Raw genomic sequence first — 26,294 nt, 5'->3', positions numbered from 1 at the left:
GGGAACTACCCCACCCGCCGCCGGACCACCGGGACCGGGGCCTTGGCCGCCTCTGTGACCCTGGGACGCACGCCCCAGATCAGCTCGGGCCACGCTTGCCGCCGCTGGAGCAACCACTGGGCCCGCGCGCTGTAGGTGGCCTCGTAGTACCGTACCAACAGCCGGTGCAGCTCCTCCGCCTCCCCCTCCACGAGCTGTCCGACCTCCACGAACTCCGGGTTGATGCGGCGTTCCAGGACCCGGCGGTCCATCAGCACGAAGGCCTTCCCGCCCGTCATGCCCGCCCCGAAGTTCCTCCCCACAGGCCCGAGCACCACCACCATCCCGCCCGTCATGTACTCGCAGCAGTGGTCGCCTGCACCTTCCACCACCGCTACGGCCCCGCTGTTGCGCACCGCGAACCGTTCCCCGGCCCGTCCGGCCGCGAACAGCACCCCGCCTGTGGCGCCGTAGAGGGCGGTGTTCCCCAGGATCACGTGCCGATGGCTCTCCCGCCGCAGCTCCGGCGGGGGCACCAGCACGATCTCTCCGCCGCTCATCCCCTTGCCTACGTAGTCGTTGGCCTCGCCGACGAGGCGGAAGTGCATCCCGGGAACGAGGAAGGCTCCAAAACTCTGCCCCGCGGCCCCCTCGAACTCCAGCCGCAGGGTGCCATCCGGCAGCCCATCCTCTCCCCACCGGGCCGCGATCTCGCCAGCCAGGGTGGCTCCCACGGTGCGGTCCCGGTTGGTGATGGGGTGATGGCCGGTGGCCGGGGTGCCGCGTTCGATGGTGTCCCGATACTGCTGCACCAGGCGCTGATTGAGCGTCCCCTCCACCCGGAGGGGCGGGTTCCAGCCGCCCCGGGCGGGCCCTCCCGCGGGCTCCAGGAGCCTGGAGAGATCCAACCGCTCGGACTTCGGCAGCGGCACGTCCTCCCGTACCCGCAGCAGGTCCACCCGGCCGATGATCTCCTCGAGGCTACGGACCCCGAGCCGTGCAAGCCAACCGCGCACGTCCTCTGCCAGGGCTCGGAAGAAGGCCTCCACCCGCTCCGGGGTACCGGGGAACTTGGCCCGGAGATCCTCCCGCTGGGTGGCGATGCCCACGGGGCAGGTGTTGGCGTGGCACTGCCGGGCCATCACGCACCCCAGGGCCACCAGGGCCGTGGTCCCGAACCCGTACTCGTCCGCACCCAGCAGGGCCGCCAGGATCACGTCCCGCCCCACCTTGAATCCGCCGTCCACACGGATCCGAACCCGGTCCCGCAGGTTGTTGCGCACGAGCGCAATCCGTGTCTCCGCGAGTCCCACTTCCCACGGCATCCCCGCGTTTTTGATGGAGTCGAGCGGAGAAGCTCCGGTTCCGCCCTCGTGCCCACTGATCTGGATCACGTCCGCGTATCCCTTGGCCACGCCAGAAGCGATGGTGCCCACGCCCGTGGTGGCTACCAGCTTCACGGCCACATAGGCTTCCGGGTGGACCTGCTTGAGGTCGTAGATGAGCTGGGCTAGGTCCTCGATGCTGTAGATGTCGTGGTGGGGCGGCGGGGAGATGAGGGTGGTGCCGGGCTGGGTCTTGCGCAGCCGGGCGATCTCCTCCGTCACCTTGTGGCCCAGGAGCTGTCCGCCCTCCCCGGGCTTGCTGCCCTGGGCCATCTTAATCTCCAGCTCCACCGCGGAGCGCAGGTACCCTGCCGTGACTCCGAACCGGCCACTCGCGACCTGCTTGATGGTGGTGTTGGGCCAGTCGCCGCTGGGGCGACGCCTGCGGCGCTCCGGGTCCTCCCCACCCTCGCCGCTGTTGCTGCGCATCCCAAGACGGTTCGCGGCAATGGCGAGGGTCTCGTGCGCCTCCCGGGAAAGCGCTCCGTGGGACATAGCGGAGATCACGAACCGCCGCAGGATGGCTTCCGCAGGCTCCACCTCCTCGAGGGGCACCGGGGGCCCCGCGGGCACGATCTCCAGCAGATCCCGCAGGGCCTGGAGCGGTCGCAGGGTCGCGGTCTCCACGAGAGTCCGGAAGTCCTCCTGGCGGCCGGTCTGGCTCACCCGGTGGATGGCCTTCACCACCGCGGGCTCATACCCGTGGGCCTCTCCACCGTGCCGGTACCGGTAGAACCCGATGTCCGGAAGGTCGGAATGCTCCCGGGCATGGCAGTATGCCGCATGGCGCCGCAGGACGTCCTGCGCGATGGCTTCCAATCCCACTCCAGGCGCGTGCACCGGAGTGCCGGTGAAGTACCGGGCCACCAGCTCCTCGTCGAGTCCGATGACCTCGAAGATCTGGGCCCCGCAGTACGCCGCAAAGGGCGCGATGCCCATCTTGGCCATGACCTTCAGAATTCCCGCTTCCAGGGCCTTGCGGAGCTTCGCACTCCCCTCCGGGTGCAACCGGTCCGCGGTCTCCAGGGCTAGGTACGGGAAGACGGCCTCCGCTCCGTAGCCCACCAGACAGCACACATGGTGCACTTCCCGGGCCTCCCCGGTCTCCACCACCAGCCCCACCCGCATGCGCAGGCCCTCCCGGATCAGGTGGTGGTGCACCGCGCCCACCGCGAGCAGCATGGGAATGGGGGCCCGGTCCGGGCCGACGTCCCGGTCGCTGAGCACCAGGATCCCCGCCCCCTCCCGCACGGCTCCCGCGGCCTGCTCCATCAACCCTTCCAGGGCTTCCCTGAGTGACTGGGCTCCGCCCCGGGGATCGAACAGGGCCTCAAGCCGTACTGTTCGGAAGGGGCAGGCGGGGCTCAACAGCCACTGGAACTCCTCCGGGGTAAGGATGGGGCTCCGGAGATGCACCAGGTCCGCGTGCTCCGGGGTCTCCTCCAGCAGGGAACGCCGCGGCCCCAGGAGCACGTCCAGGGACATCACCGTGTGCTCCCGCAGGGAGTCGATGGGCGGGTTGGTGACCTGTGCGAAGCGCTGCCGGAAGAACTGATACAGGAGCCGGGGATGATGCGAAAGGGCGCTGGGCGGGGTATCATCGCCCATGGAACCCACCGCGTCCTTTCCCTCCACGGCCATGGTACCCAACACCCGCTGCACGTCCTCCTTGGTATACCCGAAGGCGAGGTGCAGGGCATGCAGGAACGCCTCGCCATCCCCCGAGGCCGCGGAGAGCACCGGGGCCTTGCCTGCTTCCTGGATCCGCTGGGCCCACACCGCGTACGGACGGCGACGGCTCAGCTTCTGAAGGATTTCCGCGTGGTGGTAAACCGCGCCCGCGCGGAGGTCCACGGCGATCATCTGGCCCGGGCCGAGGCGGCCCCGCTCCAGGATCCGTCCGGCCGCCAGGGGGAGAACCCCCACTTCGCTTCCCGCGATCACCAGTCCGTCCCGGGTGATGGTGTACCGGGCGGGCCGCAGGCCGTTGCGATCCAGGGCCATCCCGATCACCTGCCCGTCGAAGAAAGCCAGGGCCGCGGGGCCGTCCCAGGGCTCCACAAGACAGGCATGATACCGGTAGAAGCCCCGGACCTCGGGAGACAACTCGGGGTCCTTCTCCCACGCCTCCGGCACCAGCATCCGGAGGACGTGGAGGAGGTCCCGGCCGCTGTGGCGCAGCAGCTCCGCCGCGTTGTCCAGCATGGCGCTGTCGCTGCCGCCGGGCTGGATGACGGGGAGGAGCTCGGTGATGGCCTCGCCCCACAGGGGACTCCGGAGTTCCGGTTCCCGGGCCCGCATCCAGTGGATATTGCCCAGCAGGGTGTTGATCTCTCCGTTGTGCGCCAGCAGCCGGAAGGGCTGCGCGAGAGGCCAGGAGGGGTTGGTGTTCGTGCTGTAGCGCTGGTGGAAGACCGCGGCCTGCACGGAGAAGTCCGGGTCCTGCAGATCCAGGTAGAACTGCTCCAGCTGCGGCGCGCTCACCAGGGCCTTGTACACGATGGTGCGGCACGAGAGGGAGGGAATGTAGGCCCCCAGGGGCACCACGTGCCGCTCGATCCGCCGGCGCAGCCGGTACAGGAGCCGCTCAAACGCCTCCTCCTCCAGGCCATCAGGCCTGCGCAGGAGCGCCTGTTCAATCCACGGCAGGGTGGCGAGCGCGTATTCCCCCAGAGCCTTGGGCTGCACGGGGACCCTGCGCCAGCCCAGGAGCGACACGTCCAGGGCCGCGAACTCCGCCTCGCAGGCCCGGCGGCACGTCTCCCGCACCCGGGGATCCCGGGGGAAGAAGAACATCCCCACCGCGAAGGCAGGCACTTCCCCACGGATCCCCATCTCGTGCAGGATCCGGCGGAACATCCCCTGGGGAATCTGCGTGAGGATGCCGGCCCCGTCGCCCGTCCGGCCATCCGCGGCCTGGGCCCCCCGATGGGTCAGGTTCCGCAGGGCCTGTAGAGCCAGGCGAAGAACCCCATGCGAGGCGGCTCCATCCGTGCGGGCTACAAAACCCACCCCGCAGGCGTCCCGCTCCCCGAGGAGCAGCGTTCCCAGGTTCGAGTGGTCCGTCCACGACATCGCGGTCGCTGGCTCCGTCCTGCGAAATATGGGAAAGCCCGAGAGGGCCGAAGCACGTCCCCTCGGGCCCACAGCACCTACAGTTGCCCTTTAGGTAACAGTTCCCGGGCCGGAATGTCAAGGAAGTCTGTGATAAATCTTGTTAATCAAGGTGGCTCCTGAGCCAGGATGGCCTCCGCCACCGCCCGCATGGGACGCCGGGTGCGCCGGGCCTCCTGCTGGATCCGGCGGTACGCCTCCTCCTCCGTAAGGCCCTCCCGGCGCATGAGCACCCCCTTGGCCCGCTCCACGACCTTGCGGTCCTCCAGGGTCTGCTGCAGTTCCACGATGCGGCTTTCCCGCTCCCGCAGGTCCCGGAACCGGGCGAGGGCCACCTCGAGGGTAGGTACCAGGTCCTCCTCCTTAATGGGCTTCACGAGGTATCCCAGAACCCCTGCGGTCTGGGCCCGGCGCACCAGTTCCCGCTCGCTGTAGGCGGTGAGCATCACCACCGGGGTAGGACAGAGCTCCTGGATTTTCTGGGCTGCCTGGAGGCCGTCCATCTCCGGCATCTTGATGTCGAGGATCACCAGATCCGGACGCAGCTTGCGCACCAGCTCCACGGCACGGCGTCCGTCGGAGGCCTCCCCCACCACCCGGTAGCCTTTTTCTTCCAACATGGACCGCAGCCCCATGCGGATGAGGGATTCGTCGTCCGCGATCACGATGCGGATCACGCGCCCAACACCTCCCGGGGAATGCGCACGAGGAACACCGCGCCTTCCCGGTTCTCCGCCCGCAGCTCCCCGCGCAGATCCTCCTGGACCAAGGTGCTGGCGATGCGCAGCCCGAGCTCGCTGGAGGCCCGGGGATCAAAGCCCGGGGGCAGGCCTTGGCCGTCGTCCGCCACCTCGAGGAGCACGTGGGTGGAGGTCTGGCCGAGGCGCAGGGTGAGGCGACCGCGGCTTCGGTTCCGGAAGGCATGTTCCAGCGCGTTCTGCACCAGCTCTGTGACCACCAGGGCCGCGGCGGTGGCGGGCTGAGAGGGGAAGTACACGTCCTCCCCCTCCACGGAGACCTCCAGGACGAGGTGGGGGGGGCACATGTTTGCTACCACCGCACGGGTCACCCGGTCCAGGACCTCCCGCAGGTTCACGGTGCGGAAGCCCTCCAGGGAGAGGATCTCGTGTACCGCGGCGATCCCCAGGACCCGGTTAATGGTCTCCGTGAGCACCTCCCGTACCCGGGGATCCGGATCCCCGCTCAACTGCAGCCGCAGGAGCATGGCGATGGTCTGGAGGTTATTTTTCACCCGGTGGTGCATCTCCCGCACCACCGCGGACCGCATCACAAGATGCGCGTTCTCGATGGCGAGGGCGGTTTGGGTGGCCAGGGCGGTGAGGAGGTTCACGTCCCCCGAAGAGAAGGCGTGTGGCTGCCCTCGGTAGCAGTTCAGCACCCCGATGGTGCGATCCCGGACCCGGAGGGGAACGCACACCATAGAGCGCAGCCCCTGCTCCCGGGCCAGCTGGGGGTCGTAGAACCGGGGGTCCTGCACGAGATCCCGGATCACCTCCACCTCCCCAGTAGCCGCCACCCGGCCCGCAATCCCCTCCCCGAGGGGAATAGGGTCCCGGTCCGTGTAGCGGCCGTCCGGGGGATGGGCCGCGGCCCGCCGGAGCGCTCCGGACTCCTCATCGAGCAGCAGCAGGCTCACCAGTCGCGCGTCCAGCATGCGGGCGGCCATCTCCACGATCACCTGCAGCACCTGCTCCAGGTAGAGGGGGGAGGCCAGGGTCTGGCTGAGCTCCGCCAGGGTGCGCAGCTCGTGGAGCTGCCGGCGCATGTGGTCGTAGAGCTGCGCCTTCTCGATGGCACCGCCCGCCAGGTCCGCGATGAGGCTCAGGAGTTCGATCTCCTCCTCCCGGAACTCGTGCTCGGCCCGGGTCTGGACGTTCATGGCTCCCAGGATCCGACCCCCCACCGTGAGGGGCACCGCCAGCAGGGATCGGAACCGGTACTCCTGGGTCTCCGGGAGGAGAACGAATCGGGGGTCCCGGGCCGCGTGGCTGCTCCAGGCGGGCTGCCCGTGCTTGGCCGCCCACCCCGTGAGTCCTTCCCCCAGGCGCAGCCGGGCCCGGCCCACCGCATCCGGCGCAAGCCCCGTGGTGGCCTTCAGCACCAGATACTCCCGCTGGGGATCCAGCAGGTAAAGGGAGCAAGAATCCATGCCCATCACTTCCGCGGTCTTGCGGGTGATCAGGGCTAGGGTGGAGTCCAGATCCAGGGCCTGGCTGATGGCCCGGCCGATCTCCCGCAAAGCGGCGATCTCTGCCGCCTTGCGCTGCAGCCGCTGCTGGAGCTCCGTGGGGGTCATTCCAAGGGGATTGTAGGACCACATCCTTCGGCCGCCAAGCACGTGCCATAATGGGGGCGATGGCGTCCCCCAGTGCACAGCAGCATCGGGGGACCGCGCCCACGAGCGTGGGGTGTGCGGTCCTCACCATCAGCGACACCCGAACTCCGGAGACGGACACGGGCGGCAACCTCCTCGTGGAGCTGCTGACCGCCCGCGGGCACCGGGTGGTGCGGAGAGGGATCGTCCGCGACGAGCCGGAGGCCATCCGCGACTGGGTGGAGCAAGCGGTCCAGGATCCTCAGGTGGAGGCCATTCTCACCACGGGCGGGACCGGGATCGCCCCGCGTGACGTGACGTACGAGGTGGTGGAAGCGCTCCTCGAGAAGCGCCTGGATGGATTCGGGGAGCTGTTCCGCATGCTCTCCTACCAGGAGGTGGGGGCCGCCGCCATGCTGAGCCGGGCCATCGGGGGGGTCTACCGGGGAAAGGTGATCCTGAGCATGCCCGGCTCCCCGCACGGGGTACGGCTGGCCATGGAGAAGCTCGTCCTGCCGGAGCTGGGGCACTTGGTGCGGGAGGCCCGTCGGTCCCCGAGCCCCCGCTGAGCGGCGACCCCGGATGCGGTGTTGACGCGGAGGGGCTTGCCCGTATAATTGAAACTGAAATTCGATTTCAAATTGCCCACCATGCGGAACCGGCCTTCCCACCGCCTGACTCCCCAGCGCCGGGCCGTCCTGCGGGCCCTGGAGGAGCTAGGCTGCGCCCAGGACGTGGACGCCATTCACGCCCGCGCCCGCCAGTTCCTGCCCCGGATCGGCCGGGTCACCGTGTATCGAGCCCTGGACCTGCTTCAGGCCCAGGGACTCGTAGAGGTCCTGTACCTGGGAGACGGCCGAACCCGGTACGAGCTCGCCCGCCCGCACCACCATCACCTCATCTGCCTGCGGTGTGGGCGGCTGGAGCCCTTTGAGGGGTGCAACGTGACCACGCTGGCGCGGGCCGCCCGGACCCGCGGGTTTCGGGTTACCGGGCACCGGCTGGAGCTCGTGGGCTACTGTGCGCGATGCCAGGTCCACAAAGAGCCCCCATGCGAGGCATAGCGTTGGTCCTGCTGCTCCTCCTCGGCGTGCCCGGGGCACCGGGGAGCCCACCGGGGGTTCTGGTGGTGGCCTCCTTTTATCCCCTCTTCGAGTTCACCCGCCGGGTTGGAGGAGATCGGGTAGAGGTACGGCAGCTGGTGCCTCCGGGAGCGGAGGTGCACCACTACGAGCCGACTCCCCGGGATGTGCTCACCCTCCGCCGGGCCAGCCTGCTCCTCTACAATGGGGCGGGACTGGAGCCGTGGGTGGAAAAGCTCCGCCACGAGCTCTCCGGACACACCCTCCTCGTGAACACCACGGAAGGGCTGCCCTTGCTTCGCACCGGTGCTGGGCAGGCGGATCCACACGTATGGTTGGATCCCGTGCTGGCGCTGCGCCAGGTGGAGCGCATCCGGGCAGCCCTTTCCCGGGTGGATCCCGGAGGGGTGTGGGTTTACCACCGGAACGCCCAGGCCCTGCAGGCGGAACTCACCGCCCTCCACAGGAGGTTTCAGGAGCGCCTGAGACGGTGCCGCACCCGGGTCTTCATCACCGCGCACGCGGCCTTCGGATACCTCGCGCGGCGGTACGGGCTCCAGATGATCTCCATCGCAGGACTCTCCCCGGAGGTGGAACCCTCGAGCGCGAAACTCCGGGAGGTGGTGCGTCTTGCCCGTCTGCACCGCGTGCAGGTGATCTACTTCGAATCACCCACGAACGCCCGGGTGGCGGAAGCCATCGCCCGCGAGGTGGGTGTGCGCACCGCGGTACTGCATTCCCTGGAGAGCCTGCGGCCGGAAGACCTGGCCCGGGGACATACGTACTTCACCGTGATGGAGGAGAACCTCCGGAACCTCGCCCATGGACTGGGATGCCGCTAGAAGATCTGTGGTGGTGGAACTCCACCAGGTGTGTGTGGAACGGGACGGTGAGCGAATCCTGGAGGACGTGGACCTGGTGGTGCACCGGGGTGACTTCCTGGGGATCATCGGCCCGAACGGCGCGGGCAAGACCACCCTGCTGCGGGTGATGCTGGGACTGGTATCTCCCAGCCGCGGACTCGTGCGCCTGTTCGGGGAGGATCTCCGCTCCTTCCGGAGCTGGCATCGCATCGGGTACGTGCCCCAGCGGTCCGTACCCTACGAAGCGCGCCTGCCCGCCACGGTGCTGGAGGTGGTGCTGAGCGGCCGGATAGGGCGTGTGGGGCTCGGGCGGCGGTTCACGAGGGCGGACAGGGAGGCCGCGGAGCGGGCCCTGCTGACCGTAGGGATGGAGCGGTACCGGGACCGGCCCGTGGCCCGGCTCTCCGCGGGCCAGCAGCAGCGGGTGCAGATCGCCCGGGCCCTTGCCACGGAGCCGGAACTGCTGATCCTGGACGAACCCACCGTAGGAGTGGACGTGGAGGCCCAGGAGCAGTTCTACGGGCTTCTCCACCGGCTCAACGGGGAAGGCGTCACCCTGGTGCTCGTCTCCCACGACATCGGGGTGGTGGCCCGGGAGGTCACGCAGCTCGCGTGCCTGAACCGTCGTCTCTTCTTCCACGGAAGCCCCCAGGAAGCCCTCCGCTCCGGGGCCCTGGAACGGCTGTACCCGGCGGGAAGCTGGCTCGTGGCGCACCGGCATTAGGATGCCCGAGATCCTGAGCTATGGATTCATGCAGCGGGCGCTCGCCGCGGGCGCGGTGGTGGGTGTGGTGGCGCCGATGATGGGCGTGTTCCTGGTACTGCGACGACTGAGCCTCATCGCGGACACCCTTTCCCACACCGCCCTCGCGGGCATCGCCCTGGCTCTCCTCCTGGGTGCCGATCCCCTGTGGGGAGCTCTCGGGGCCGCTCTCCTGGCTGCGGGAGGGATCGAGCGGCTGCGCGCCCGGAGACAGATTCCGGGAGAAGCGGCCCTGGCGGTGTTCCTCTCCGGGGGGTACGCGGTGGCGGTGGTGCTCCTCAGCCTGGGTCGGGGGTTTAGCCCGGACCTCTTCGTGTACCTCTTCGGCGCCCTCACCGCGGTCCAGCCCCGGGATCTCTGGCTCCTGGTACCCCTCGGGGGGATCGTGGCGGGGACCGTGGGAACCCTGTACAAGGAGCTCCTGGCCATCACCCTGGATGAGGAGGCAAGTCGCACGCAGGGGATCGCGGTGGACGCCCTTAACCTCCTCTTCACCCTGCTCGTGGCCGTCACCGTGGTGGCAGCCACGCGGGTGGTGGGAATCCTCCTGACGGGTGCCCTGTTGGTCCTGCCGAGCCTCTCGGCCATACAGGTGGCCCGCAGCTTCCGGGGTATGTTGGGGCTTGCGGTGCTCTTCGGGCTTCTCTCCGTGCTGGTAGGGCTCACGGCGAGCTTCTACCTGAACATCGCGCCCAGCGGTGCCGTGGTGCTGACCGCCCTCGCGGTGTTCGCGGGGAGTACCCTCCGGATCCGCGGGTAGCGCATGCGTGCTCCGGCTGGCTGCGAACTCCCTCGCACCGTGCACACCATCGGCCACTCCACCCGCCCCCTCGAAGGCTTCCTGGACCTCTTGGAGGCCCATCGGATCGAGATTTTGGTGGACGTGCGCCGGTGGCCCACCTCCCGCCGCTTTCCCTACTTCCGGAGGGAGGCCCTCTCGGAGGCCCTGCGGAACCGAGGCATAGGGTACGTGTGGCGCGGGGACCTGGGCGGCTACCGCACGCCACAGCCCGGAAGCCCCAACACGGGCTGGAGGGTGGGGGCCTTTCGGGCCTACGCGGACTTCATGCTCACGGAGGTGTTCGCGCACATCCTCCGGGAACTGGAGGCCCTGGCCGCGATGCACCGGATGGTCCTTATGTGCGCGGAGGCCAGCCCGTGGCGGTGTCACCGGCAGCTGCTGAGCGACGCCTTCCTGGTCCGCGGCTGGAACGTCCGCCACATCACGGACCGTGGCTGTGCGCCACACCGGCTCCCGCGGTTCGCCCGGGTGGAGGGGACCCGGATTCTCTATCCTGCGCTCGACTAAGTGTTCGCTCCGTTCCAAGGAGGTTCCGGCCTGGGGGGAGAGACCACGGGCGCGCGGTCCGGAAGAAGAGATCCACCGTAACCCGCACCGGATCCTCTGCCACGAAGAGGAAAAACCGCGGGATGGGGATCCCGTACTCGCTCATGCGGATGATGAGCTCCGCCCGGCCGCGGAACCCATCCGGGTACGGAATGATGCGGGCCGGAAACAAGAGCTTGCCCTGAACGCCGTGCAACAGGAGCGTACCTTGGACCTCCGCGATGAACTCCGAGGCGACCCGCACCCGTTCCGCCACGGTCGTCCCGGTGAAGGCGATCACCGGATACCGATCCGTATGCAGGTGTGATCGATGCATCTGCGTGTCCCGTAGCCCGAGTCCCGTGGTGAGGGAACGGGTCGGCACCCGCACGTCGAGCTCCGCCGCATAGGCGAACCCCTCCGTCTGCCGCACCCAGGCCCCGCCCTCCATCTCCCGGGCGTACCCCCAAAACCCGCCCCGGTTATCCCGCACGAGGAAGGTGATGGAGGAGGCCTCGGGGACCAGCACGAACCACTCCGTGGGAAGGGGCTGGGCGCGGGCAACGATCAGGGTCGCTGCCACCAGGAGGGCCGCCAGACCCGCCCGAATTCCTCTCCGCACGTCCCCACGGGTACCCGTTCTCTGTATCGGCCGTGTCACCGTGTTGACACCCCCTCGGGCGGAGGCGTAAGGTAGCCGGTGAAGGACCTGGGGGAGCCCGGGCAACCGGGCTGAGAGGGCTCCTGGTGCGGGGCCGACCCCTGGAACCTGATCCGGATAATACCGGCGGAGGGAACGGTCCTGGAGTTCCTCGACGAAGGCCCTCTTCCCTTTCCCCTCCCGGTCCTTCCATTGCCGCGCAGGAGGTGTGGTATGGCGACCCAGATGGAGCTCGCCCGCCGGGGGAAGATCACAGATGCCATGGCCTACGTGGCTGAGGTGGAAGGGGTTTCGCCGGAGGAGATCCGGGAGAAGGTGGCGGCAGGGGTGGTGGTTATCCCCGCAAATCCCCACCACGGAACCCTGACCCGCTACACGGGGATCGGCAAGGACCTCTCCGTAAAGGTCAACGCCAATCTCGGGACCTCCTACGATTCCGTAGACCTCGAAGAGGAACTGGAGAAGCTGCGGCTCGCCCTTACGGCCGGAGCCGACACCATCATGGACCTATCCACGGGAGGAGACCTCCCCGCCATCCGCCGTGCCGTCCTGGAGCGCTGTCCAGTACCCCTCGGCACGGTCCCCATCTACGAGGCGGAGTTCGAGGCGGCCCGCAAGCGGGGGTCCTTCTTCCACATGACGGTGGACGACCTCTTCGCCACCGTCGAGCGCCACGGCCGGGAGGGGGTGGACTTCATCACGGTGCACTGCGGGGTAACCCGCCACGCCCTGGAGCACTACCTCCGCACGGAGCGGGTCACGGGAATCGTCTCCCGGGGCGGGGGGCTGCTGGCCGCCTGGATGCTTCACAACCACGCGGAGAACCCCCTCTACCAGGAATTCGACCGGCTCCTGGAGATCGCCCGGGAGTATGACATGACCCTGAGTCTGGGAGATGGCCTGCGCCCCGGGTGCCTCGCGGACGACCTGGACCGTCCGCAGGTGGAAGAGCTGGTGGTGCTCGGAGAGCTCGTGGAGCGGGCCCGACGGGCGGGGGTTCAGACCATGGTGGAAGGCCCTGGACACGTACCCCTCAACGAGATCGCCACCAACGTGCAGCTGGAAAAGAAGCTGTGCCGGGAAGCCCCCTTCTACGTGCTCGGCATGCTCCCCGTGGATACCGCGGCGGGCTTCGATCACATCGCGGGCGCCATCGGGGGCGCGGTGGCTGGGATGTACGGGGTGGATATGCTGTGCTACCTCACGCCCGCAGAACACCTGGCTCTGCCCACGCCCCAGCAGGTCTACGAGGGCGTGGTGGCCTTCAAGATCGCCGCGCATGCGGCGGACGTGGCACGGGGAAACCGGCGGGCTCTGGAGCGCAACCGCCGCATGTCAGAGGCCCGCTACCGGCTGGACTGGGAGACGCAATTTCAGCTGGCCCTGTATCCGGAGGTGGCCCGGGGGATCTTCGAGGCCAGGAAGTCCGCCACCCGGTCCTGCTCCATGTGCGGTCCGTTCTGCCCTATGAACCTGGTGGAGCACATGGCCCGGCGGGTCCGGTCGACCGAACCCTCCACGGTCGGGAGCCCCTAGAGCTCGCGGATCACTTCCCCGGCTCCGGCACGGGAACCGCGCCTGGCCGCGGCACGAGGGCACCCCGCTTGCTCATCCACACCGCAAGCGCGATCACCACGAGCGCGACCGCCACCACCACGCCCCGGGCCACCACGGGAAGATCCTGGATCACCAGGGGAGCAATGAGGATGGCCACTAGGTTCATCACCTTGATGATGGGGTTGAGGGCCGGACCCGCGGTGTCCTTGAGAGGGTCCCCCACGGTATCTCCCACCACCGCGGCCTTATGGTACTCCGTACCCTTTCCGCCCAGATACCCGTCCTCGATCTTCTTCTTCGCGTTGTCCCAGGCCCCCCCGGTGTTCGCCATGAACACCGCCAGGAGCTGCGCGGTGAGGATGGCGCCCGCGAGATACCCCCCCAAAGCCCCGGCACCCAGCCCGAACCCCACCAGCACGGGAGCCGAAATGGCCACGAGAGCGCTGGGCAGGAGCTCCCGCTGGGCCGCGGCAGTTACGATGTCCACGCACCGGGAGTACTCCGGCCGGGCCCGCCCTTCCAGCAGGCCCGGGATCTCCCGGAACTGCCGGCGCACCTCCTCCACCACCTGGAAGGCAGATCGGCCCACGGCCCGCACGAGGAAGGCGGAGACTAGGAACGGTACCGCCCCGCCCACCAGCAGCCCGATGAACACCAGGGGCAGGTTCACCTGGATCCCGACCCGTTCCAGGGCCGCCAGCAGGCCCTGGCCACCCGCCTGCACCGCCCGCTGCAGTTCCCCGGGATCCGCCAGAAGCCTCGCCTCATCGATGTAGGAGCGGAACAGGGCCGTGGCCGCCACCACCGCGGTGGCGATGGCGAACCCCTTAGTGAGAGCCTTGGTGGTGTTGCCCACCTGGTCCAGGCGCGCCACGATCCGGCCCGCCAGCGAATCCCCTCGCTCCACGCCCGACATCTCGAAGATCCCGTTCGCGTTGTCCACAATCGGGCCATAGGTATCCTCCGCGAGGATGAAGCCCGTGGTGGTCAACAGCCCCAGGCCCGCCAGCGCAATCCCATAGGCGGAAAGCGCCACATCTCCACCGAAGATGGCGAAGGAAGCCAGGATGGTGGCCCCGATGGCCGCGATGGACCACACACTACTCTCCATCCCCAGTCCCAGCCCCGTGAGCAGCAGGGTGGCGGAGCCGGTCTTGCTGGCGTAGGCGATCTCCGTAACGGGAGGCCGATCCGTGTGCGTGTAGTAGTCCGTGATGCGCTCGATCACCACCGCGAGGACGATGCCCATGAAGGTGGCCCAGAAGAACCGCCAGTCCCCCAAGTACACGTGGGTAATGGCCCCGAACCCTACGGTGGCCAGAAGGGCGGCGGTCCAGAAGCCCCGGCTGATGGGCTTCATGGGATCCCCCACCTCCTCCTCCGAGCCCCGCACCACCCAGGTACCCACCACGGAGGCAAACACACCCACGGCCCGCACCAGGAGGGGAAAGAGGATGAGCTTGAGGGCGAAGGCCTGGGCGGTCGCTTCGTCCGGAAACCGAGCCCGGAACCCGGGATCCAGCAGGGTGGCGGCCCCCAGGATGATGGCGGCCACCAGGGTCACCTCATAGGACTCGAAGACGTCCGCGGCCATCCCCGCGCAGTCGCCCACGTTGTCGCCCACGTTGTCCGCGATGACGGCGGCGTTGCGGGGGTCGTCCTCCGGGATCCCGACTTCCACCTTCCCCACGAGATCCGCTCCCACGTCCGCGGCCTTCGTGTAGATCCCACCCCCCACCCGCATGAAGGCGGCCACGAGCGACCCGCCGAACCCGAACCCCACGAGGACCCGCATGGCGTCCTCGCGGAAGAGCATGAAGATGATCACGGCACCCAGGAGCCCCAGACCGACCGTGAACATCCCGGAGATGGTGCCCGCCTGGAACGCCAGCTCCAGGGCCTCCTTGAACGACCGGCGGGCGGCGTTCGCGACCCGTACGTTGCCCTGGACCGCGGAGGTCATCCCCACATAGCCCGCCCCGTAGGACGCCAGGCACCCCATGAGGAATGCACCCGCCACGCCCACCGCCAGGACGGGCTTGTCCCGGTAGAGGGGGAGGTATAGCAGGTACAGCCCCACCGTGAGGAGCGCGACGAACCACGCCATGGTGCGAAACTGCCGGCTCAGGTACGCGTACGCGCCCTCCTGGATGGCACGGGCTACGGAGACCATGGCCTCCGGTCCGGGATCCGCCCGCAGCACGCGGGCCCGGAGGTAGGCTCCGTACAGGAGCGCCAGAAAGGCGGACCCCAGCACGGCCCACAGCAGGGCCAGCTCGGTACCCGAGAAGGGCGGGAGAACGATCTTGGCCTCGGACATCTCGAATCCTCCTGAGCTCCCCTACCGGAGACTCTCAGCTCCCGGAACTTCCTCCGGGAGACCATCCCCTATCTTACCAACTCGGGCCGTGCGGGTCAGTCCTCAGGCGGATCAGGCACGGGCGATCCGGAGAACGCGGGCGCAGTTGTGGGCTTGACCCGCGGAGAGCACAAGCATCCCTCCCTTGCCCGCGAGCGGAAAGAGGGACAGCGCCCGGCGTTCCGCCACCAGGACGTATTGATTGAGCCGCAGGATCCGCAGATGGAGGGCAGTCAGGGGGTGGCGCAGACCGGAGACCACGAACCACCCGTTCTGCCGGACATATCCCTCCGAGGGAAGTCCCCACCCCCCGGATCGGAACCGCATCCCCATGAGCACGAGGGTGTCGCCCTGGACCCGGTAGGTCTCGATCACGGGAGTCCGCTCCACGGAGTGCACGTACCGGAGCTCGAAGAAGGGGGACTCCCTCAGACAGAGGAGGACTCGGGGCGTCCCGGACTGCCCGGGGGGGAGTGCTAGGAGGAAGAAGAGGAGCAGCCAGGACATCAGCGCAGCGGTCGGTAGCGGACCAGGGCCCCCACGGTGATCCCGTGCCGCGCGAAGAACCCCTGGTTTACCTCGAGGGCGTACTGAGCCTCCGCACGGGAGACGTAGATGGGGATCTCTCCGCCCGGACGGGGCAGGTCCATATCCTGGATATCCACGATGCGCCACCGGGGGTCCATGAAGGCGATGGAGAGTGGGATCAGGGTGTTCTTCATCCAGAAGGCGAGGCGCTGCGGGGATTCGAACAAAAAGAGCATGCCGTGATCCTCGGGGAGGTGGGTGCGGAACATGAGGCCCCGGGCGCGGCTCTCCGGGGTGTCTGCCACCTCCACCTGCACCACCACGCGCCGGGATCCCTGCAGGAGGGTCACCACGCCCCGCTTGAACCCCGGGACCGCTCCCGTCTGCGCCGCCACGGTCAGCACTACCACCAGGGTCAACAACCGCATGGAGCGCTCCTCACGGGATCCGGTTCTCCATCCACCGCAGGAGGAGGGGAACTGCGGGATTCTCCCGGGCGGTCACCACGTCCAGGTGGGCGGCCTCCGGCAGGATGTGCACGGTGGCGTCGCGGCTGGCGGTCCGACGCAGAAAGAGCCAGTGCATCCAGGGATGCCGCAGGAGCCCCTGCCCCGCGCCCACGGAGAGCATGGGCAGATCCAGGGTGTCCGGCGAGCGTACCCGTCCGATGCCGGGAACTCTGGACGGAGTCTCCATACGCACCTCCACCGCCACATCCAGGAGCAGCCGAAGGGGGAAATACCACTCCGAGAAGTCCGTTTCCTCGTCCACCGCGGCGGAGGCGAGCTCCCGCAGGTCTGTGGGTTCCCCAACCTCCGGTCCGTTGCGCCACCCCACCAGCTCCCGGCCTGGGTGGGGACGCAGGGAGGAAAGGACCACAAGTCCCCGGCTGCGGCCGGAGGGGTCCGGGGCGAGCTCAAAGGTGCCGTCCGGAAGGCCCAGACGCAAGCGGAGGGCAAAGTTCCGCTGCGCGTTGTCGTCCAAGCTCATCCCCAGTGCCGCCTCGTTGGTGAGCGGCATGGGATAGGTGGGCGCGATGGGAAGGCCGGAGCGCTCCTGGGGCCGGAACCGTGCGAGGAGCACGGCCACGGAGAGTGCTCGGGTGAGGGACGGGTTGAGGGTGGGGAAGGCGAGGTAGGGAGGAACGCGTCCCTGTACCAAACCTTCCACCCCCGGAACCCGACCTACCCCAGGGAGCGTGAACCCGCTCCGGTACGTCCGTTCGTCCACCGGCGGGAGCACGGGGACCGGGAGTCCGTCGAGGAACACGAGGCCCCGCACGGGGCGGAGCCCCGGATCCGGATGCGCTTCGGTGTCGAAGTCGTAGGCAGCATACAGGGCCGCGAGCACCCCTCCGAGGGAGTGCCCGCCCAGGAAGGTGGGCACACCGGGGCGTCGGCGTCGGATCTCCCCGAGGAGGGCGTGCAGGTCCCGGAGGTGCACGTCCAGGCCCCAATGGGCCAAGGCCCGGAGGGCCTGCGGATCCGGCCCGGCAAACCGCCGGCTCCTCAACTCGAACCCGGGTGCGAAGTAGTAGGCCACCGCGAACGTGGGGTTCTGCGTCCGCAGGGCCTCTCGCAGGCCTGTATGGTCCTCCAGGAGGTTGCTGCGACGTTCCCACACCCAAACCTCCACGGATCCCCGGGCCGCTAAGGCCCGGGCCAGAAGGCTCAGAGAGCCCGCCCCGCCGCTCAGCCCGGGGATCAGCACCAGGACCGCCCGGGGCGGGCGGTCCGGATCCGCGTACCGGAAGGCCAAGCTCCGGTTGAGGGCGGGCGGGGTGTGTGGCTCTGGGAAGCCCGCCACCTCCACCCGCTCGCGAGCCACCCCGCCGAACGTGAGGACCAAGCCGAGCATGAGTCCCAGGACCGGCATCCCTACCGTTCGTCTACCAGCTCCCCGGGCACCGCTTCCAGCTCAAAGCGCCGGCCGTTCCGGATCCCGTGCACCACGAGCGGGACGCCCGGGGGATGCTGTCCCAGCACCGCCTGCAGGTCGTCCAGACTGCGCACGGGCCGGCCCTGCAGGGCCACCAGCAGATCACCCGGCCGCAGCCCTGCCCGCTCCGCGGCGGAACCCGGCTGGACCTCCAGCACCCGCACCGCGGTGGAAACCCCGAGTTGGTGACGCGTCACCAAAGCACGATCCAGGGGGACCGTGGAGGCCGCGATCCCCAGGTACGCCCGCCTCACCCGCCCGTAGCGGATGAGCTGGGCGGCCACCCACTTCGCGGTGTTTACAGGGATGGCGAAGCACAGGCCCTGCGAGCCCGCGATCACCGCGGTGTTGATCCCCACCACCTCTCCCCGGGCGTCCACGAGCGGTCCTCCGGAGTTCCCGGGGTTGAGGGCCGCGTCCGTCTGGATCACGTTCTCGATGAGCCGGCCCGTCTCCGATCTCAGGGTACGGCCCAGGGCACTCACCACACCCGTGGTGACCGTAGCGGAAAACCCCAGGGGATTCCCGATGGCGATCACCAGCTGCCCCACCCGGAGTTTGGAGGAGTCCCCGAGGATCGCGGCGGGAAGCCCGCTTTCCGGCAGCCGCAGCACCGCGAGATCCGTGTGCGGGTCCTCTCCCACCGTCCGGGCCGTGAACTCCCGACCGTCCACCAAGCGCACCTCGATCCTCTCGGCTCCCCGCACCACGTGGCTATTGGTGAGCACGTACCCGTCCGGGGTAAGGACCACCCCGCTTCCGATCCCCCGCACCTCGGGAAGACCCCGTCGGCGCAGGGCCTCCGGCGCCCGCCGCACGAGCCCCACGCTCACCACCGCGGGCCCAACCCGTTCCACGGCCCGCACCACGGCCTGGGAGTACGCGTCCAGGACCTCTTCCTCCGTGGGGAGCTCAGGCCGGGTGTCGGGCTCTCTCCTCTGGTTCTCCGCGACCGTCCACTGCCACTCCATGGCTCTCCTCTGGCCCCTGCTGAGCCCACAAACGCCCAAGCGTTCCGGGGAATTCCCCCTCCGGAACGATCCGGAGGTATTCTCAAGGGGAAGACCTTGAGGGAGGGGGCCATGGCCATCCTGTGCGATCTCCACCTGCACTCGAAGTACAGCCGGGCCACCAGCCGGGACATGGACGTGGAGAACCTGAGCCTATGGGCCCGGCGCAAGGGAATCCAGGTGGTGGGCACGGGCGACTTCACGCACCCCCTGTGGCTGCGGGAGCTGCGCAGCAAGTTGCGGCCCGCGGAGGACGGTCTGTACGAGTACCAGGGAGCGCGGTTCGTGCTCACCGTGGAGGTGAGCAGCGTCTATCCCCAGGACGGGAGGCTACGCAAGGTGCACACCCTCCTCCTGAGCCCTTCCTTCGAGGTGTGCGACCGGATCAACGCGGTGCTGGGCCGGTTCGGGAACCTGGGGGCGGACGGACGCCCCACCCTCACCCTCAGCTGCGCGAAGCTGGTGGAGTACGTGATGGAGATCTCACCGCGGTGTCTCGTGATTCCCGCGCACGCGTGGACCCCCTGGTTCTCCGTATTCGGATCGCAGTCGGGCTTTGATTCCCTGGAAGAGTGCTTCCAGGACCAGCTTCGGCACGTGCGGGCGATCGAGACGGGACTCTCGAGCGATCCACCCATGAACTGGCGGATCTCCTGGCTCGACGGGATCACCCTGGTCTCCTTCAGCGACGCCCACTCTCCCACGAAGCTCGGGCGGGAGGCCACGGCCCTGGAGGCGGAGCTGAGCTACGACGGGATCGTGCAGGCCATCCGCACGGGCCGGGTGGCCTACACCGTCGAATTCTTCCCGGAGGAGGGAAAGTACCACTACGACGGTCACCGCGCCTGTGGAGTGCGGCTTCACCCCCGGGAGACCCGTGCACTGGGAGGTCGGTGCCCGAAGTGCGGCCGGCCCGTGACGGTGGGGGTTCTGCACCGGGTGGAGTCCCTGGCGGACCGACCGGAAACCGCGGCTCCTTCCGGGCGACCTCCCTACCGCAACCTCATTCCCCTGGAGGAGATCCTGGCGGAGGCCCTGGGACAGGGAGCGGGGACCGTACGGGTTCGGGAGGAGTACCGGAAGCTCGTGGAGCACTTCGGAGGGGAGTTCGCGGTGCTCACGGATGTGCCGTTCGAGGAGCTGCGCCGGGTCACGCAGCCCCGGGTGGTGGAGGGGATCCGGCGTATGCGCGCAGGACAGGTGTACATCGAGCCCGGGTACGACGGGGAGTTCGGTCGCATCCACCTGTTCGCGGAGGAAGAGGAGGCGTCCAAGGGGTGGGAAAGGGGACAGCCCGCGCAGATGAGCCTCTTCTAGTCGTGCGGGATCCCGAATCCATCGAGGGCACCGTGGTCCTCCATCGGGGGCGGGAGCGGCGGATCCTCCCCGGGCATCTCTGGGTGTACGAGGGCGAGGTGGCGGAGGTACGGGGGAACCCCGCCCCCGGGGCCATCGTGGATGTCCTCACCTCCCGAGGTGCCTTCTGCGCCCGCGGGTTCTACAACCCCCACAGCAGGATCCGGGTCCGCATCCTCACCTTTGAGGAGGAACCCATCGGCCCGGCCTTCTTCGCCCGCCGCATCGCCCAGGCCCTGGCGCTGCGGGAGCGGGTGGTCCGGGAGACCACCGCCTACCGGGTGGTGTACGCGGAGGGGGACCTTCTTCCCGGGCTCATCGTGGACCGATACGGGGACCTTCTGGTCATGCAGACCTTGGCTTTCGGGATGGACGCCCGCAAAGAGCTCCTGGCGGACCTCCTCCTGGAGCGAACCGGAGCCCGGGCGGTGTACCTGCGTAACGACCCGGGGGTGCGGTCCCTAGAAGGCCTGCCCCGCCACCAGGGCTTTCTCCGGGGAGAGACCTCGACCCGGGTGGAGATCGTGGAGGGGCCGGCCCGGTTCCTGGTAGATGTGGCGGAAGGACAGAAGACGGGATGGTTCTGTGACCAGCGGGAGAACCGCCTCAGCTGTGCCCCCCTCGCCCGGGACGCGGAGGTCTTGGAGGTGTTCTCGTACACCGGGGCCTTCGGGATCCACGCGGCTCTCCACGGAGCCCGGTCGGTGTTGGGCATGGATGTGAGCGAGGAGGCGGTGGCCCTCGCCCGGGAGAACGCCCGGCTCAACGGTGTACTGGGCCGTTGCCGGTACGAGGTGGCGGACGCCTTCGAGGCGCTTCGGACCCTGGAGCAGCACGGAGCCCGGTTCGACCTCGTGATCCTGGACCCATCTGCCTTCGCCCGCCGGAAGGAGGCGGTCCCGCGGGCTCTGGCGGGCTACAAGGAGATCAACCTCCGGGCCCTGAAGCTGCTGCGCCCCGGGGGGTACCTGGTGAGCTGCTCCTGCTCCTCCTTCGTGGACGAGGGGATGCTGTGGGGGGTGATCCTGGAGGCAGCCCGGGACGCGGGGCGGCGGTTGCGCCTGTTGGAGCTGCGGGGGCAGGCCCGGGACCACCCCATGCTGGGTGCCATGCCCGAGACCCGATACCTCAAATGCTTCGTGCTCCAGACGGTATAATGGAGGCGGAAGGAGCGAGCCTCCGGGTGCCGATGCGAGGGTGCACTGCGTGGTCGGGGAGGAGGGAACGAGAGTCCCTCCTCCCGCCGTTTTCTCCGGGAGCGACGGGTGCACATCTCCAAAAGGGAGGGGTTTGGGTTGTCGGCGGCACACTTGGCTTCCTTGAGCCCGCACGGACGAGAGCGGCGGATCCCCGCCCGCTCCATCCAGATCACGGATAACCTCGACCTGCTGCTCGCGGTCCTCCCGCCCCACATCCGGGAGGTCGTGGAGCGCAAGCCCTACCGGGACAGCCTCATCGAGGTGGTGATGGACCTGGGCCGGATGCCCGAAGCCCGGTATCCGGGCGGGGCGGAGGTGCTCAGCAAGGAGCCCATCACCCGCGCGGACATCCACTACGTGGTGGAACGGGTGGGGGCCTTCGGAAAGGACAACCGGGCCGGCATCAGCGGGACCCTGCACCGGATCTCCGCCATCCGCAACCGGCTGGGCGAGATCGTGGGGCTCACCTGTCGGGTGGGCCGGGCGGTGTTCGGGACCGTGGACATCGTGCGGGACGTGATCGAGTCCGGAAAGTCCATCCTCCTGCTGGGCCGGCCGGGCGTGGGCAAGACCACCCTCCTGCGGGAGGCGGCCCGGGTGCTGGCGGACGAGCTCGGGAAGCGCGTCATCGTGGTGGACACCAGCAACGAGATCGCAGGGGACGGGGACATCCCCCATCCGGGCATCGGCCGGGCCCGGCGCATGCAGGTTCCGGAACCCGCCCTCCAGCACGCGGTGATGATCGAGGCGGTGGAGAACCACATGCCCGAGGTGATCGTGATCGACGAGATCGGCACGGAGGCGGAAGCCCTGGCTGCCCGCACCATCGCAGAGCGGGGTGTCCAGCTCATCGCCACCGCCCACGGGAACACCCTGGAGAACCTCCTCCAGAACCCCACCCTCTCGGACCTCATCGGGGGCATCCAGGCGGTCACCCTGTCCGACGAGGAGGCCCGGCGGCGGGGCACCCAGAAGACGGTGCTGGAGCGCAAGGCGCCTCCCACCTTCGACGTGGTGATCGAAATCCACGACAAGGACAAGCTGGCGGTCCACCACGACGTGGCGGAGGTGGTGGATCGAATGCTGCGGGGCATTCCGCCCCGGCCCGAGCTCCGGGTGCGGGCCAGCAGCGGAGAGGTGGAGATCCAGGCTGCGGAGACCGAGGAACCGACCCGGTCCTTCCTGGTGCATTCCCCCGAGGCGAAGCCTGAAGGAAAGAAGGTCCTGCGCATCTACCCCTACGCGGTGAGCCGCAACCGCCTGGAGCGGGCCATCCGGGAGCTGCGGGTGCCCGCCTACGTGGTGGACCGCCTGGAGGACGCGGACGTGGTGGTGACCCTGAAGTCCCAGGAGAAGCGGCAGCCCAAAAAGCTGCGGGACGCCCAGGAGCGGAGCGTTCCCTTGTACGTGGTGAAGAGCAATACCGTCACGCAACTCGTGAACTTCCTGCGCTCCCTCTTTGAGGTCGGAGAGGAGATGAGCGCGGAGGAGGCGGCGCTGCGGGAGGTGGAGGACGCCATCCAGGAGGTCCTGCGGCGGGCCCAGCCCGTGGAGCTCTCCCCGCAGAACGCTTATGTGCGGCGGCTGCAGCACGAGCTCGTGCAGCGCTACGGACTCGCCTCAGAGAGCAAGGGAGAGGAGCCGTTCCGCCGGGTGGTGATCTACCCACGGTGACGGAGCCCGCTCAACGGCTGATCCCGCGAGGGGTGTTCCTCGCCCTGGACGGCCCGGAAGGGGCAGGGAAGACCACGCAGCTACGGCGCCTGGCCGAGCGCCTCCGATCCATGGGGGTGGAGGTGGTCACCACCCGGGAACCTGGGGGAACCCCACTGGGGGAGGCCATCCGGGCCCTCCTCCTGGATCCCGCCTTCCGGGGGATCTGCCCGCACGCGGAGATGCTCCTCTTCGCCGCGGCTCGGGCCCAGTACACCCGGGAGGTGGTGCGTCCGGCCCTGGAAGAAGGCCGGGTGGTGCTCTCGGACCGATCCGTCTATGCCTCCCTGGCCTACCAGGGGTACGCCCGAGGGCTGGGGATGGAGGTGGTGCGGTGCGTCAACGAGGTGGCCACGGGCGGCCTGTACCCAGATCTCACCCTCCTCCTTGATGTCCCGGCGGAGGTGGGGCTCCTGCGGGTGAGCCGGGCCCGCGGAGAGGAGAGGTTGGACCGGGTGGAGGGGGAGGACGTCGCGTTCCACCAGCGGGTCCGGGAAGGGTTTCTACGGTTGGGCCGCGAAGATCCGCGCGTGCGGGTGGTACCGGCCACGGGGAGGGTGGAGGAGGTGGCGGCCCGGATCTGGGCGGAGGTGGAGCCGGTGCTGCGGGCCCGGGGCCTCCTGGTCGGCACGCCTGAGGGGGGGGAGGGCTGTGGGTAGCGGGACGCGGCTGGTGCTGGCCATCGTACAGGAGAAGGATGCCCCCCGGCTCATCGAGCAGCTCACCGCCTCCGGATTCCAGGCCACCATGCTGGCGAGCACCGGAGGATTCCTGCGTGCGGGGAACGCCACCGTCCTCGTGGGAACGGAGGCAGAGCAGGTGGAACGGGTGCTGGAGATCGTGCGGGCCACCTGCCACACCCGGGAGCAGTTGCTGACTCCGGTCCCGCCCGTGATGGAACCCGTGGAGGTTTACGCCGCGTATCCCGTGCGGGTCCGGGTGGGAGGAGCCATCGTGTTCGTGCTGGACGTGGTGCGGATGGAGCGGGTGTAGTGCGGTTCGCGGATGTCCTGAACCAGTACCACGCCATCGGCCTGCTGCGCAGCGCACTCCGCACGGGTCGGGTGCACCACGCCTACCTCTTCGTGGGGCCCGCGGGTACGGGGCGCCGGGAGACCGCCTGGGCCTTCGCCCAGGCCCTTCAGTGTGCGGACTACGTGGAGGACGCGTGCGGAGTATGCCTGCCCTGCCAGAAATCGGAGCGGCGGGTGCACCCGGACATCCGGTGGATCGAACCGTTGGAGGGCCGCCAGGGGATCGGCATCGACCAGGTCCGGGAACTGCGGCAGGAGGCTGTGTACGGGCCGTACGAGGGGAAGTATAGGGTATACATCGTGGCACCCGCGGAACGGCTCCTCCCGGAAGCCCAGAATGCCCTCCTGAAGCTGCTGGAGGAACCGCCGCCCCGCACCGTGATCCTCCTGGTGGCGGAATCCCCGCACGCGCTGTTGCCCACGGTGGTCTCCCGCGCACAACTGGTGCGGTTCAACCTGGTCGCAGCCGCGGACATCGAACGGGCCCTGCGGGTGCAATTCGAGGTACCTCCCGTCCGGGCGCGGGTGCTCGCGGCCCTGTGCGCGGGTCGGGCCGCCCTCGCCACCCGGTGGGCCCGGGATCCGAACGCCCTCGCGGACCGGGATCGGGTGGTGGACTGGTTCAGGCGCGTGGAGCAAGAAGGGCTACTCGCGGCCCTGGAGGTCGTGGAGTCCCTGGCTCAGGAGCGGGAGCGTCTCGCGGAGCTGCTGGACATCGCCCTCCTGTGGTACCGGGACGTGCTGATAGAACAGCATGCGGCGGACGAGCGCCTGCTGGTGAACCTCGACCGCCGGGAGGAGATCCGCCAGCTCGCGGCCCACCTGGGTCCCGAGGCCGTCTACCGGCGGCTGGAAGCCATCGAGCGGGCGAAGGCGGAACTGCGCCGCCATGTGCAGCCGCGCTTGGTGTTGGAAGCCATGTTCCTGCAGTTCGGGCTGCACCCGACCCCCACGGCTTCCTCCGCCTAACGGAGGGCCAGGAGAAACCAGAAGAGCAAGAAGAGCGCGGCTCCCGCGACCGCCCACGCCCACAGGGCCCCGGGCCGGGAGCGCGGCCGGGCCGGCGGTTCGACGCACGGCCGGCACAGGTTCCCGGATGCGGTCTTCACCACGCACCCCGAACAGAGGGCGCGGCCGCACCGGGTGCAGTAGTACAGGGCGGACCGATCCGGGTGGTAGGCGCACCGGATCTCGCTCACGGTTCCGCCTCGCCCACCGCCTCGGTCCGGAGGGACTTCAGGAGCTCCAGGTTGCGGCGGTCCGGCCCCTGCTTCCCGAACCCCGGAGTCTCGATGATCCCGCACAGGGAACCGAGCCTGGGGTGGTTCACCAGGGCCCGGAACCCCGCAAGCCCGATCCGGCCCGTGCCGATGTTCTCATGGCGATCCCGCCGGCTCCCACAGGGAACCCGGGTGTCGTTGAGGTGCACGAGCCGCAGACGCCTCAAGCCCACCTGGACGTCGAAGGCTCCCAGCATGGCCTCCACCCCATCCGGATCCCCCAGGTCCCACCCCGCGGCGTACAGGTGCGCGGTGTCCAGGCAGATCCCCACCCGTCCGTCCCCGTCCAGGGCGTCCAGAAACGCCGCGAGCTCCCCGAACGTCCCTCCCAGGGTACTCCCCGCACTCCCCTCCAGGAACACCAGGACACGACCCGTGGCTTCTAGCCCTCTCCGCACCGCCCGTGCCACCCGCCGCACCGCCTGTGCAAACCCGCAGTCCCTGGCACTCCCGATGTGGGTGACCACCCCGAACCCCTCCAGAGCCTCCAGGACCTCCAGGGTGTGGATCAGGGCTCGCACGGACCGCTCGTAGACCTCCCCGCTGGCCGCGAGGTTCACGAGATACGGGGCATGGGCCACGAGGGGATCGAGGGAGTGGGCTGCGCGGGCACGGCGGAACTCCTCAAGCTCCTCTGGGGAATACGAGGCGGGGCGCCACTGCCGGGGATTTCCCACGAAGATCTGGAGGCACTCACACCCGATGGCCACAGCCCGGGTGACGGCACTGGGAAGGCGGCCCCGGATGGAGACATGGGCCCCGAACCGCACGGCTTTACTGTAGCAGACCTAGCCTACCATGGGAGGAGAAC

24 protein-coding genes and 1 riboswitch are annotated in these 26,294 nt (G+C 69.0%); of the genes, 13 read left to right on the top strand and 11 right to left on the bottom strand.

Annotation, left to right across the window (positions count from 1 at the left end; genetic code table 11):
• Positions 1 to 5: 5 nt before the first annotated feature.
• The 3 genes from gltB to N0A24_08765 form a co-directional block, all read right to left on the bottom strand.
• On the bottom strand, positions 6 to 4,439 hold the full coding sequence (gene gltB, locus N0A24_08775) for a glutamate synthase large subunit (protein ID MCS7173460.1): 4,434 nt from the start codon (positions 4,437 to 4,439) through the stop codon (positions 6 to 8).
• Positions 4,440 to 4,585: 146 nt separating this feature from the next.
• Positions 4,586 to 5,113: a response regulator gene (locus tag N0A24_08770; GenBank protein MCS7173459.1), complete on the bottom strand. Its 528-nt coding sequence runs from the start codon at positions 5,111 to 5,113 to the stop codon at positions 4,586 to 4,588.
• 38 nt (positions 5,114 to 5,151) lie between these two features.
• Positions 5,152 to 6,819, bottom strand: coding sequence for a GAF domain-containing protein (locus N0A24_08765; GenBank protein MCS7173458.1), 1,668 nt, complete (start codon positions 6,817 to 6,819; stop codon positions 5,152 to 5,154).
• Between the two features lie 35 nt (positions 6,820 to 6,854).
• On the opposite strand from N0A24_08765, the gene N0A24_08760 reads away from it, so the two are divergent.
• The 6 genes from N0A24_08760 to N0A24_08735 are packed head-to-tail and all read left to right on the top strand — an operon-like array spanning position 6,855 to position 10,830.
• Complete coding sequence (locus tag N0A24_08760; protein ID MCS7173457.1) at positions 6,855 to 7,382, top strand: MogA/MoaB family molybdenum cofactor biosynthesis protein; 528 nt, start codon at positions 6,855 to 6,857, stop codon at positions 7,380 to 7,382.
• A 48-nt stretch (positions 7,383 to 7,430) separates the two neighbouring features.
• Entirely contained in the window at positions 7,431 to 7,877 is a 447-nt protein-coding gene (locus N0A24_08755; protein MCS7173456.1) for a transcriptional repressor, read from the top strand.
• Entirely contained in the window at positions 7,865 to 8,737 is an 873-nt protein-coding gene (locus tag N0A24_08750; protein ID MCS7173455.1) for a zinc ABC transporter substrate-binding protein, read from the top strand. Before N0A24_08755 ends, N0A24_08750 begins: the two co-directional genes overlap by 13 nt.
• A gap of 10 nt (positions 8,738 to 8,747) precedes the next feature.
• Entirely contained in the window at positions 8,748 to 9,482 is a 735-nt protein-coding gene (locus N0A24_08745; protein ID MCS7173454.1) for a metal ABC transporter ATP-binding protein, read from the top strand.
• Position 9,483: 1 nt separating this feature from the next.
• Positions 9,484 to 10,281 carry a metal ABC transporter permease gene (locus N0A24_08740; GenBank protein ID MCS7173453.1) on the top strand — a complete coding sequence of 266 codons (798 nt, stop codon included), beginning with the start codon at positions 9,484 to 9,486 and terminating at the stop codon, positions 10,279 to 10,281.
• 3 nt (positions 10,282 to 10,284) lie between these two features.
• Positions 10,285 to 10,830, top strand: coding sequence for a DUF488 domain-containing protein (locus N0A24_08735; GenBank protein MCS7173452.1), 546 nt, complete (start codon positions 10,285 to 10,287; stop codon positions 10,828 to 10,830).
• On the opposite strand, the gene N0A24_08730 is transcribed toward N0A24_08735, so the two are convergent.
• Positions 10,745 to 11,470: a YceI family protein gene (locus N0A24_08730; protein ID MCS7173451.1), complete on the bottom strand. Its 726-nt coding sequence runs from the start codon at positions 11,468 to 11,470 to the stop codon at positions 10,745 to 10,747. The two genes, N0A24_08735 and N0A24_08730, sit on opposite strands and share 86 nt — an antisense overlap.
• A gap of 79 nt (positions 11,471 to 11,549) precedes the next feature.
• Positions 11,550 to 11,662: riboswitch (TPP riboswitch) on the top strand.
• Positions 11,663 to 11,722: 60 nt separating this feature from the next.
• On the opposite strand from N0A24_08730, the gene thiC reads away from it, so the two are divergent.
• Positions 11,723 to 13,045, top strand: coding sequence for a phosphomethylpyrimidine synthase ThiC (gene thiC / locus N0A24_08725; GenBank protein ID MCS7173450.1), 1,323 nt, complete (start codon positions 11,723 to 11,725; stop codon positions 13,043 to 13,045).
• A 10-nt stretch (positions 13,046 to 13,055) separates the two neighbouring features.
• Here thiC and N0A24_08720 read toward each other — a convergent pair whose 3' ends face one another.
• From N0A24_08720 to N0A24_08700, 5 genes are all read right to left on the bottom strand, one after another.
• Positions 13,056 to 15,386 carry a sodium-translocating pyrophosphatase gene (locus tag N0A24_08720; protein ID MCS7173449.1) on the bottom strand — a complete coding sequence of 777 codons (2,331 nt, stop codon included), beginning with the start codon at positions 15,384 to 15,386 and terminating at the stop codon, positions 13,056 to 13,058.
• A 111-nt stretch (positions 15,387 to 15,497) separates the two neighbouring features.
• Positions 15,498 to 15,932: a DUF1850 domain-containing protein gene (locus N0A24_08715; GenBank protein ID MCS7173448.1), complete on the bottom strand. Its 435-nt coding sequence runs from the start codon at positions 15,930 to 15,932 to the stop codon at positions 15,498 to 15,500.
• On the bottom strand, positions 15,932 to 16,381 hold the full coding sequence (locus N0A24_08710) for a DUF192 domain-containing protein (GenBank protein ID MCS7173447.1): 450 nt from the start codon (positions 16,379 to 16,381) through the stop codon (positions 15,932 to 15,934). Before N0A24_08710 ends, N0A24_08715 begins: the two co-directional genes overlap by 1 nt.
• A gap of 10 nt (positions 16,382 to 16,391) precedes the next feature.
• Positions 16,392 to 17,828 (bottom strand): lysophospholipase, encoded by a 1,437-nt coding sequence (locus tag N0A24_08705; protein ID MCS7173446.1) that lies wholly within the window; start codon positions 17,826 to 17,828, stop codon positions 16,392 to 16,394.
• A gap of 2 nt (positions 17,829 to 17,830) precedes the next feature.
• Complete coding sequence (locus N0A24_08700; GenBank protein MCS7173445.1) at positions 17,831 to 18,862, bottom strand: trypsin-like peptidase domain-containing protein; 1,032 nt, start codon at positions 18,860 to 18,862, stop codon at positions 17,831 to 17,833.
• Positions 18,863 to 18,973: 111 nt separating this feature from the next.
• Here N0A24_08700 and N0A24_08695 point away from each other — a divergent pair, with 111 nt between their 5' ends.
• The 6 genes from N0A24_08695 (at position 18,974) to holB (ending at position 25,172) form a co-directional block, all read left to right on the top strand.
• The gene (locus N0A24_08695) at positions 18,974 to 20,218 is read left to right on the top strand and encodes an endonuclease Q family protein (protein ID MCS7173444.1); all 1,245 of its coding nucleotides are present in this window, start codon (positions 18,974 to 18,976) and stop codon (positions 20,216 to 20,218) included.
• A complete protein-coding gene (locus N0A24_08690; protein ID MCS7173443.1) occupies positions 20,179 to 21,414 on the top strand; it encodes a class I SAM-dependent rRNA methyltransferase in 1,236 nt (411 codons plus the stop codon). Before N0A24_08695 ends, N0A24_08690 begins: the two co-directional genes overlap by 40 nt.
• Before the next feature lie 189 nt (positions 21,415 to 21,603).
• Complete coding sequence (locus N0A24_08685; GenBank protein ID MCS7173442.1) at positions 21,604 to 23,130, top strand: AAA family ATPase; 1,527 nt, start codon at positions 21,604 to 21,606, stop codon at positions 23,128 to 23,130.
• Positions 23,127 to 23,828 carry a dTMP kinase gene (gene tmk, locus N0A24_08680; GenBank protein ID MCS7173441.1) on the top strand — a complete coding sequence of 234 codons (702 nt, stop codon included), beginning with the start codon at positions 23,127 to 23,129 and terminating at the stop codon, positions 23,826 to 23,828. The genes N0A24_08685 and tmk overlap by 4 nt, the downstream gene beginning before the upstream one ends.
• Positions 23,821 to 24,162, top strand: coding sequence for a cyclic-di-AMP receptor (locus tag N0A24_08675; protein ID MCS7173440.1), 342 nt, complete (start codon positions 23,821 to 23,823; stop codon positions 24,160 to 24,162). Before tmk ends, N0A24_08675 begins: the two co-directional genes overlap by 8 nt.
• Entirely contained in the window at positions 24,162 to 25,172 is a 1,011-nt protein-coding gene (holB, locus tag N0A24_08670) for a DNA polymerase III subunit delta' (protein MCS7173439.1), read from the top strand. Before N0A24_08675 ends, holB begins: the two co-directional genes overlap by 1 nt.
• Here the strand turns inward: holB and N0A24_08665 are convergent.
• Together N0A24_08665 and N0A24_08660 are read right to left on the bottom strand one after the other, a co-directional pair.
• Entirely contained in the window at positions 25,169 to 25,402 is a 234-nt protein-coding gene (locus N0A24_08665; GenBank protein MCS7173438.1) for a hypothetical protein, read from the bottom strand. The two genes, holB and N0A24_08665, sit on opposite strands and share 4 nt — an antisense overlap.
• Positions 25,399 to 26,253 (bottom strand): deoxyribonuclease IV, encoded by an 855-nt coding sequence (locus N0A24_08660; protein ID MCS7173437.1) that lies wholly within the window; start codon positions 26,251 to 26,253, stop codon positions 25,399 to 25,401. Before N0A24_08660 ends, N0A24_08665 begins: the two co-directional genes overlap by 4 nt.
• Between the last annotated feature and the right edge of the window lie 41 nt (positions 26,254 to 26,294).

The organism is Armatimonadota bacterium, from assembly GCA_025059775.1.
In the GTDB taxonomy this organism is placed as follows: domain Bacteria; phylum Sysuimicrobiota; class Sysuimicrobiia; order Sysuimicrobiales; family Sysuimicrobiaceae; genus Sysuimicrobium.
The sequence above is the reverse complement of the archived record's forward strand: the minus strand, read 5'-3'. Positions and strand labels throughout refer to the sequence as shown.

What these genes read in the sequence shown, in the direction of transcription:
- gltB (MCS7173460.1), bottom strand. Translation starts at nt 4,439, where the DNA reads ATGTCGTGGACGGACCACTCGAACCTGGGAACGCTGCTCCTCGGGGAG.
- N0A24_08770 (MCS7173459.1), bottom strand. Translation starts at nt 5,113, where the DNA reads ATGGGGCTGCGGTCCATGTTGGAAGAAAAAGGCTACCGGGTGGTGGGG.
- N0A24_08765 (MCS7173458.1), bottom strand. Translation starts at nt 6,819, where the DNA reads ATGTGGTCCTACAATCCCCTTGGAATGACCCCCACGGAGCTCCAGCAG.
- N0A24_08760 (MCS7173457.1), top strand. Translation starts at nt 6,855, where the DNA reads ATGGCGTCCCCCAGTGCACAGCAGCATCGGGGGACCGCGCCCACGAGC.
- N0A24_08750 (MCS7173455.1), top strand. Translation starts at nt 7,865, where the DNA reads ATGCGAGGCATAGCGTTGGTCCTGCTGCTCCTCCTCGGCGTGCCCGGG.
- N0A24_08740 (MCS7173453.1), top strand. Translation starts at nt 9,484, where the DNA reads ATGCCCGAGATCCTGAGCTATGGATTCATGCAGCGGGCGCTCGCCGCG.
- N0A24_08735 (MCS7173452.1), top strand. Translation starts at nt 10,285, where the DNA reads ATGCGTGCTCCGGCTGGCTGCGAACTCCCTCGCACCGTGCACACCATC.
- thiC (MCS7173450.1), top strand. Translation starts at nt 11,723, where the DNA reads ATGGCGACCCAGATGGAGCTCGCCCGCCGGGGGAAGATCACAGATGCC.
- N0A24_08720 (MCS7173449.1), bottom strand. Translation starts at nt 15,386, where the DNA reads ATGTCCGAGGCCAAGATCGTTCTCCCGCCCTTCTCGGGTACCGAGCTG.
- N0A24_08715 (MCS7173448.1), bottom strand. Translation starts at nt 15,932, where the DNA reads ATGTCCTGGCTGCTCCTCTTCTTCCTCCTAGCACTCCCCCCCGGGCAG.
- N0A24_08710 (MCS7173447.1), bottom strand. Translation starts at nt 16,381, where the DNA reads ATGCGGTTGTTGACCCTGGTGGTAGTGCTGACCGTGGCGGCGCAGACG.
- N0A24_08705 (MCS7173446.1), bottom strand. Translation starts at nt 17,828, where the DNA reads ATGCCGGTCCTGGGACTCATGCTCGGCTTGGTCCTCACGTTCGGCGGG.
- N0A24_08700 (MCS7173445.1), bottom strand. Translation starts at nt 18,862, where the DNA reads ATGGAGTGGCAGTGGACGGTCGCGGAGAACCAGAGGAGAGAGCCCGAC.
- N0A24_08695 (MCS7173444.1), top strand. Translation starts at nt 18,974, where the DNA reads ATGGCCATCCTGTGCGATCTCCACCTGCACTCGAAGTACAGCCGGGCC.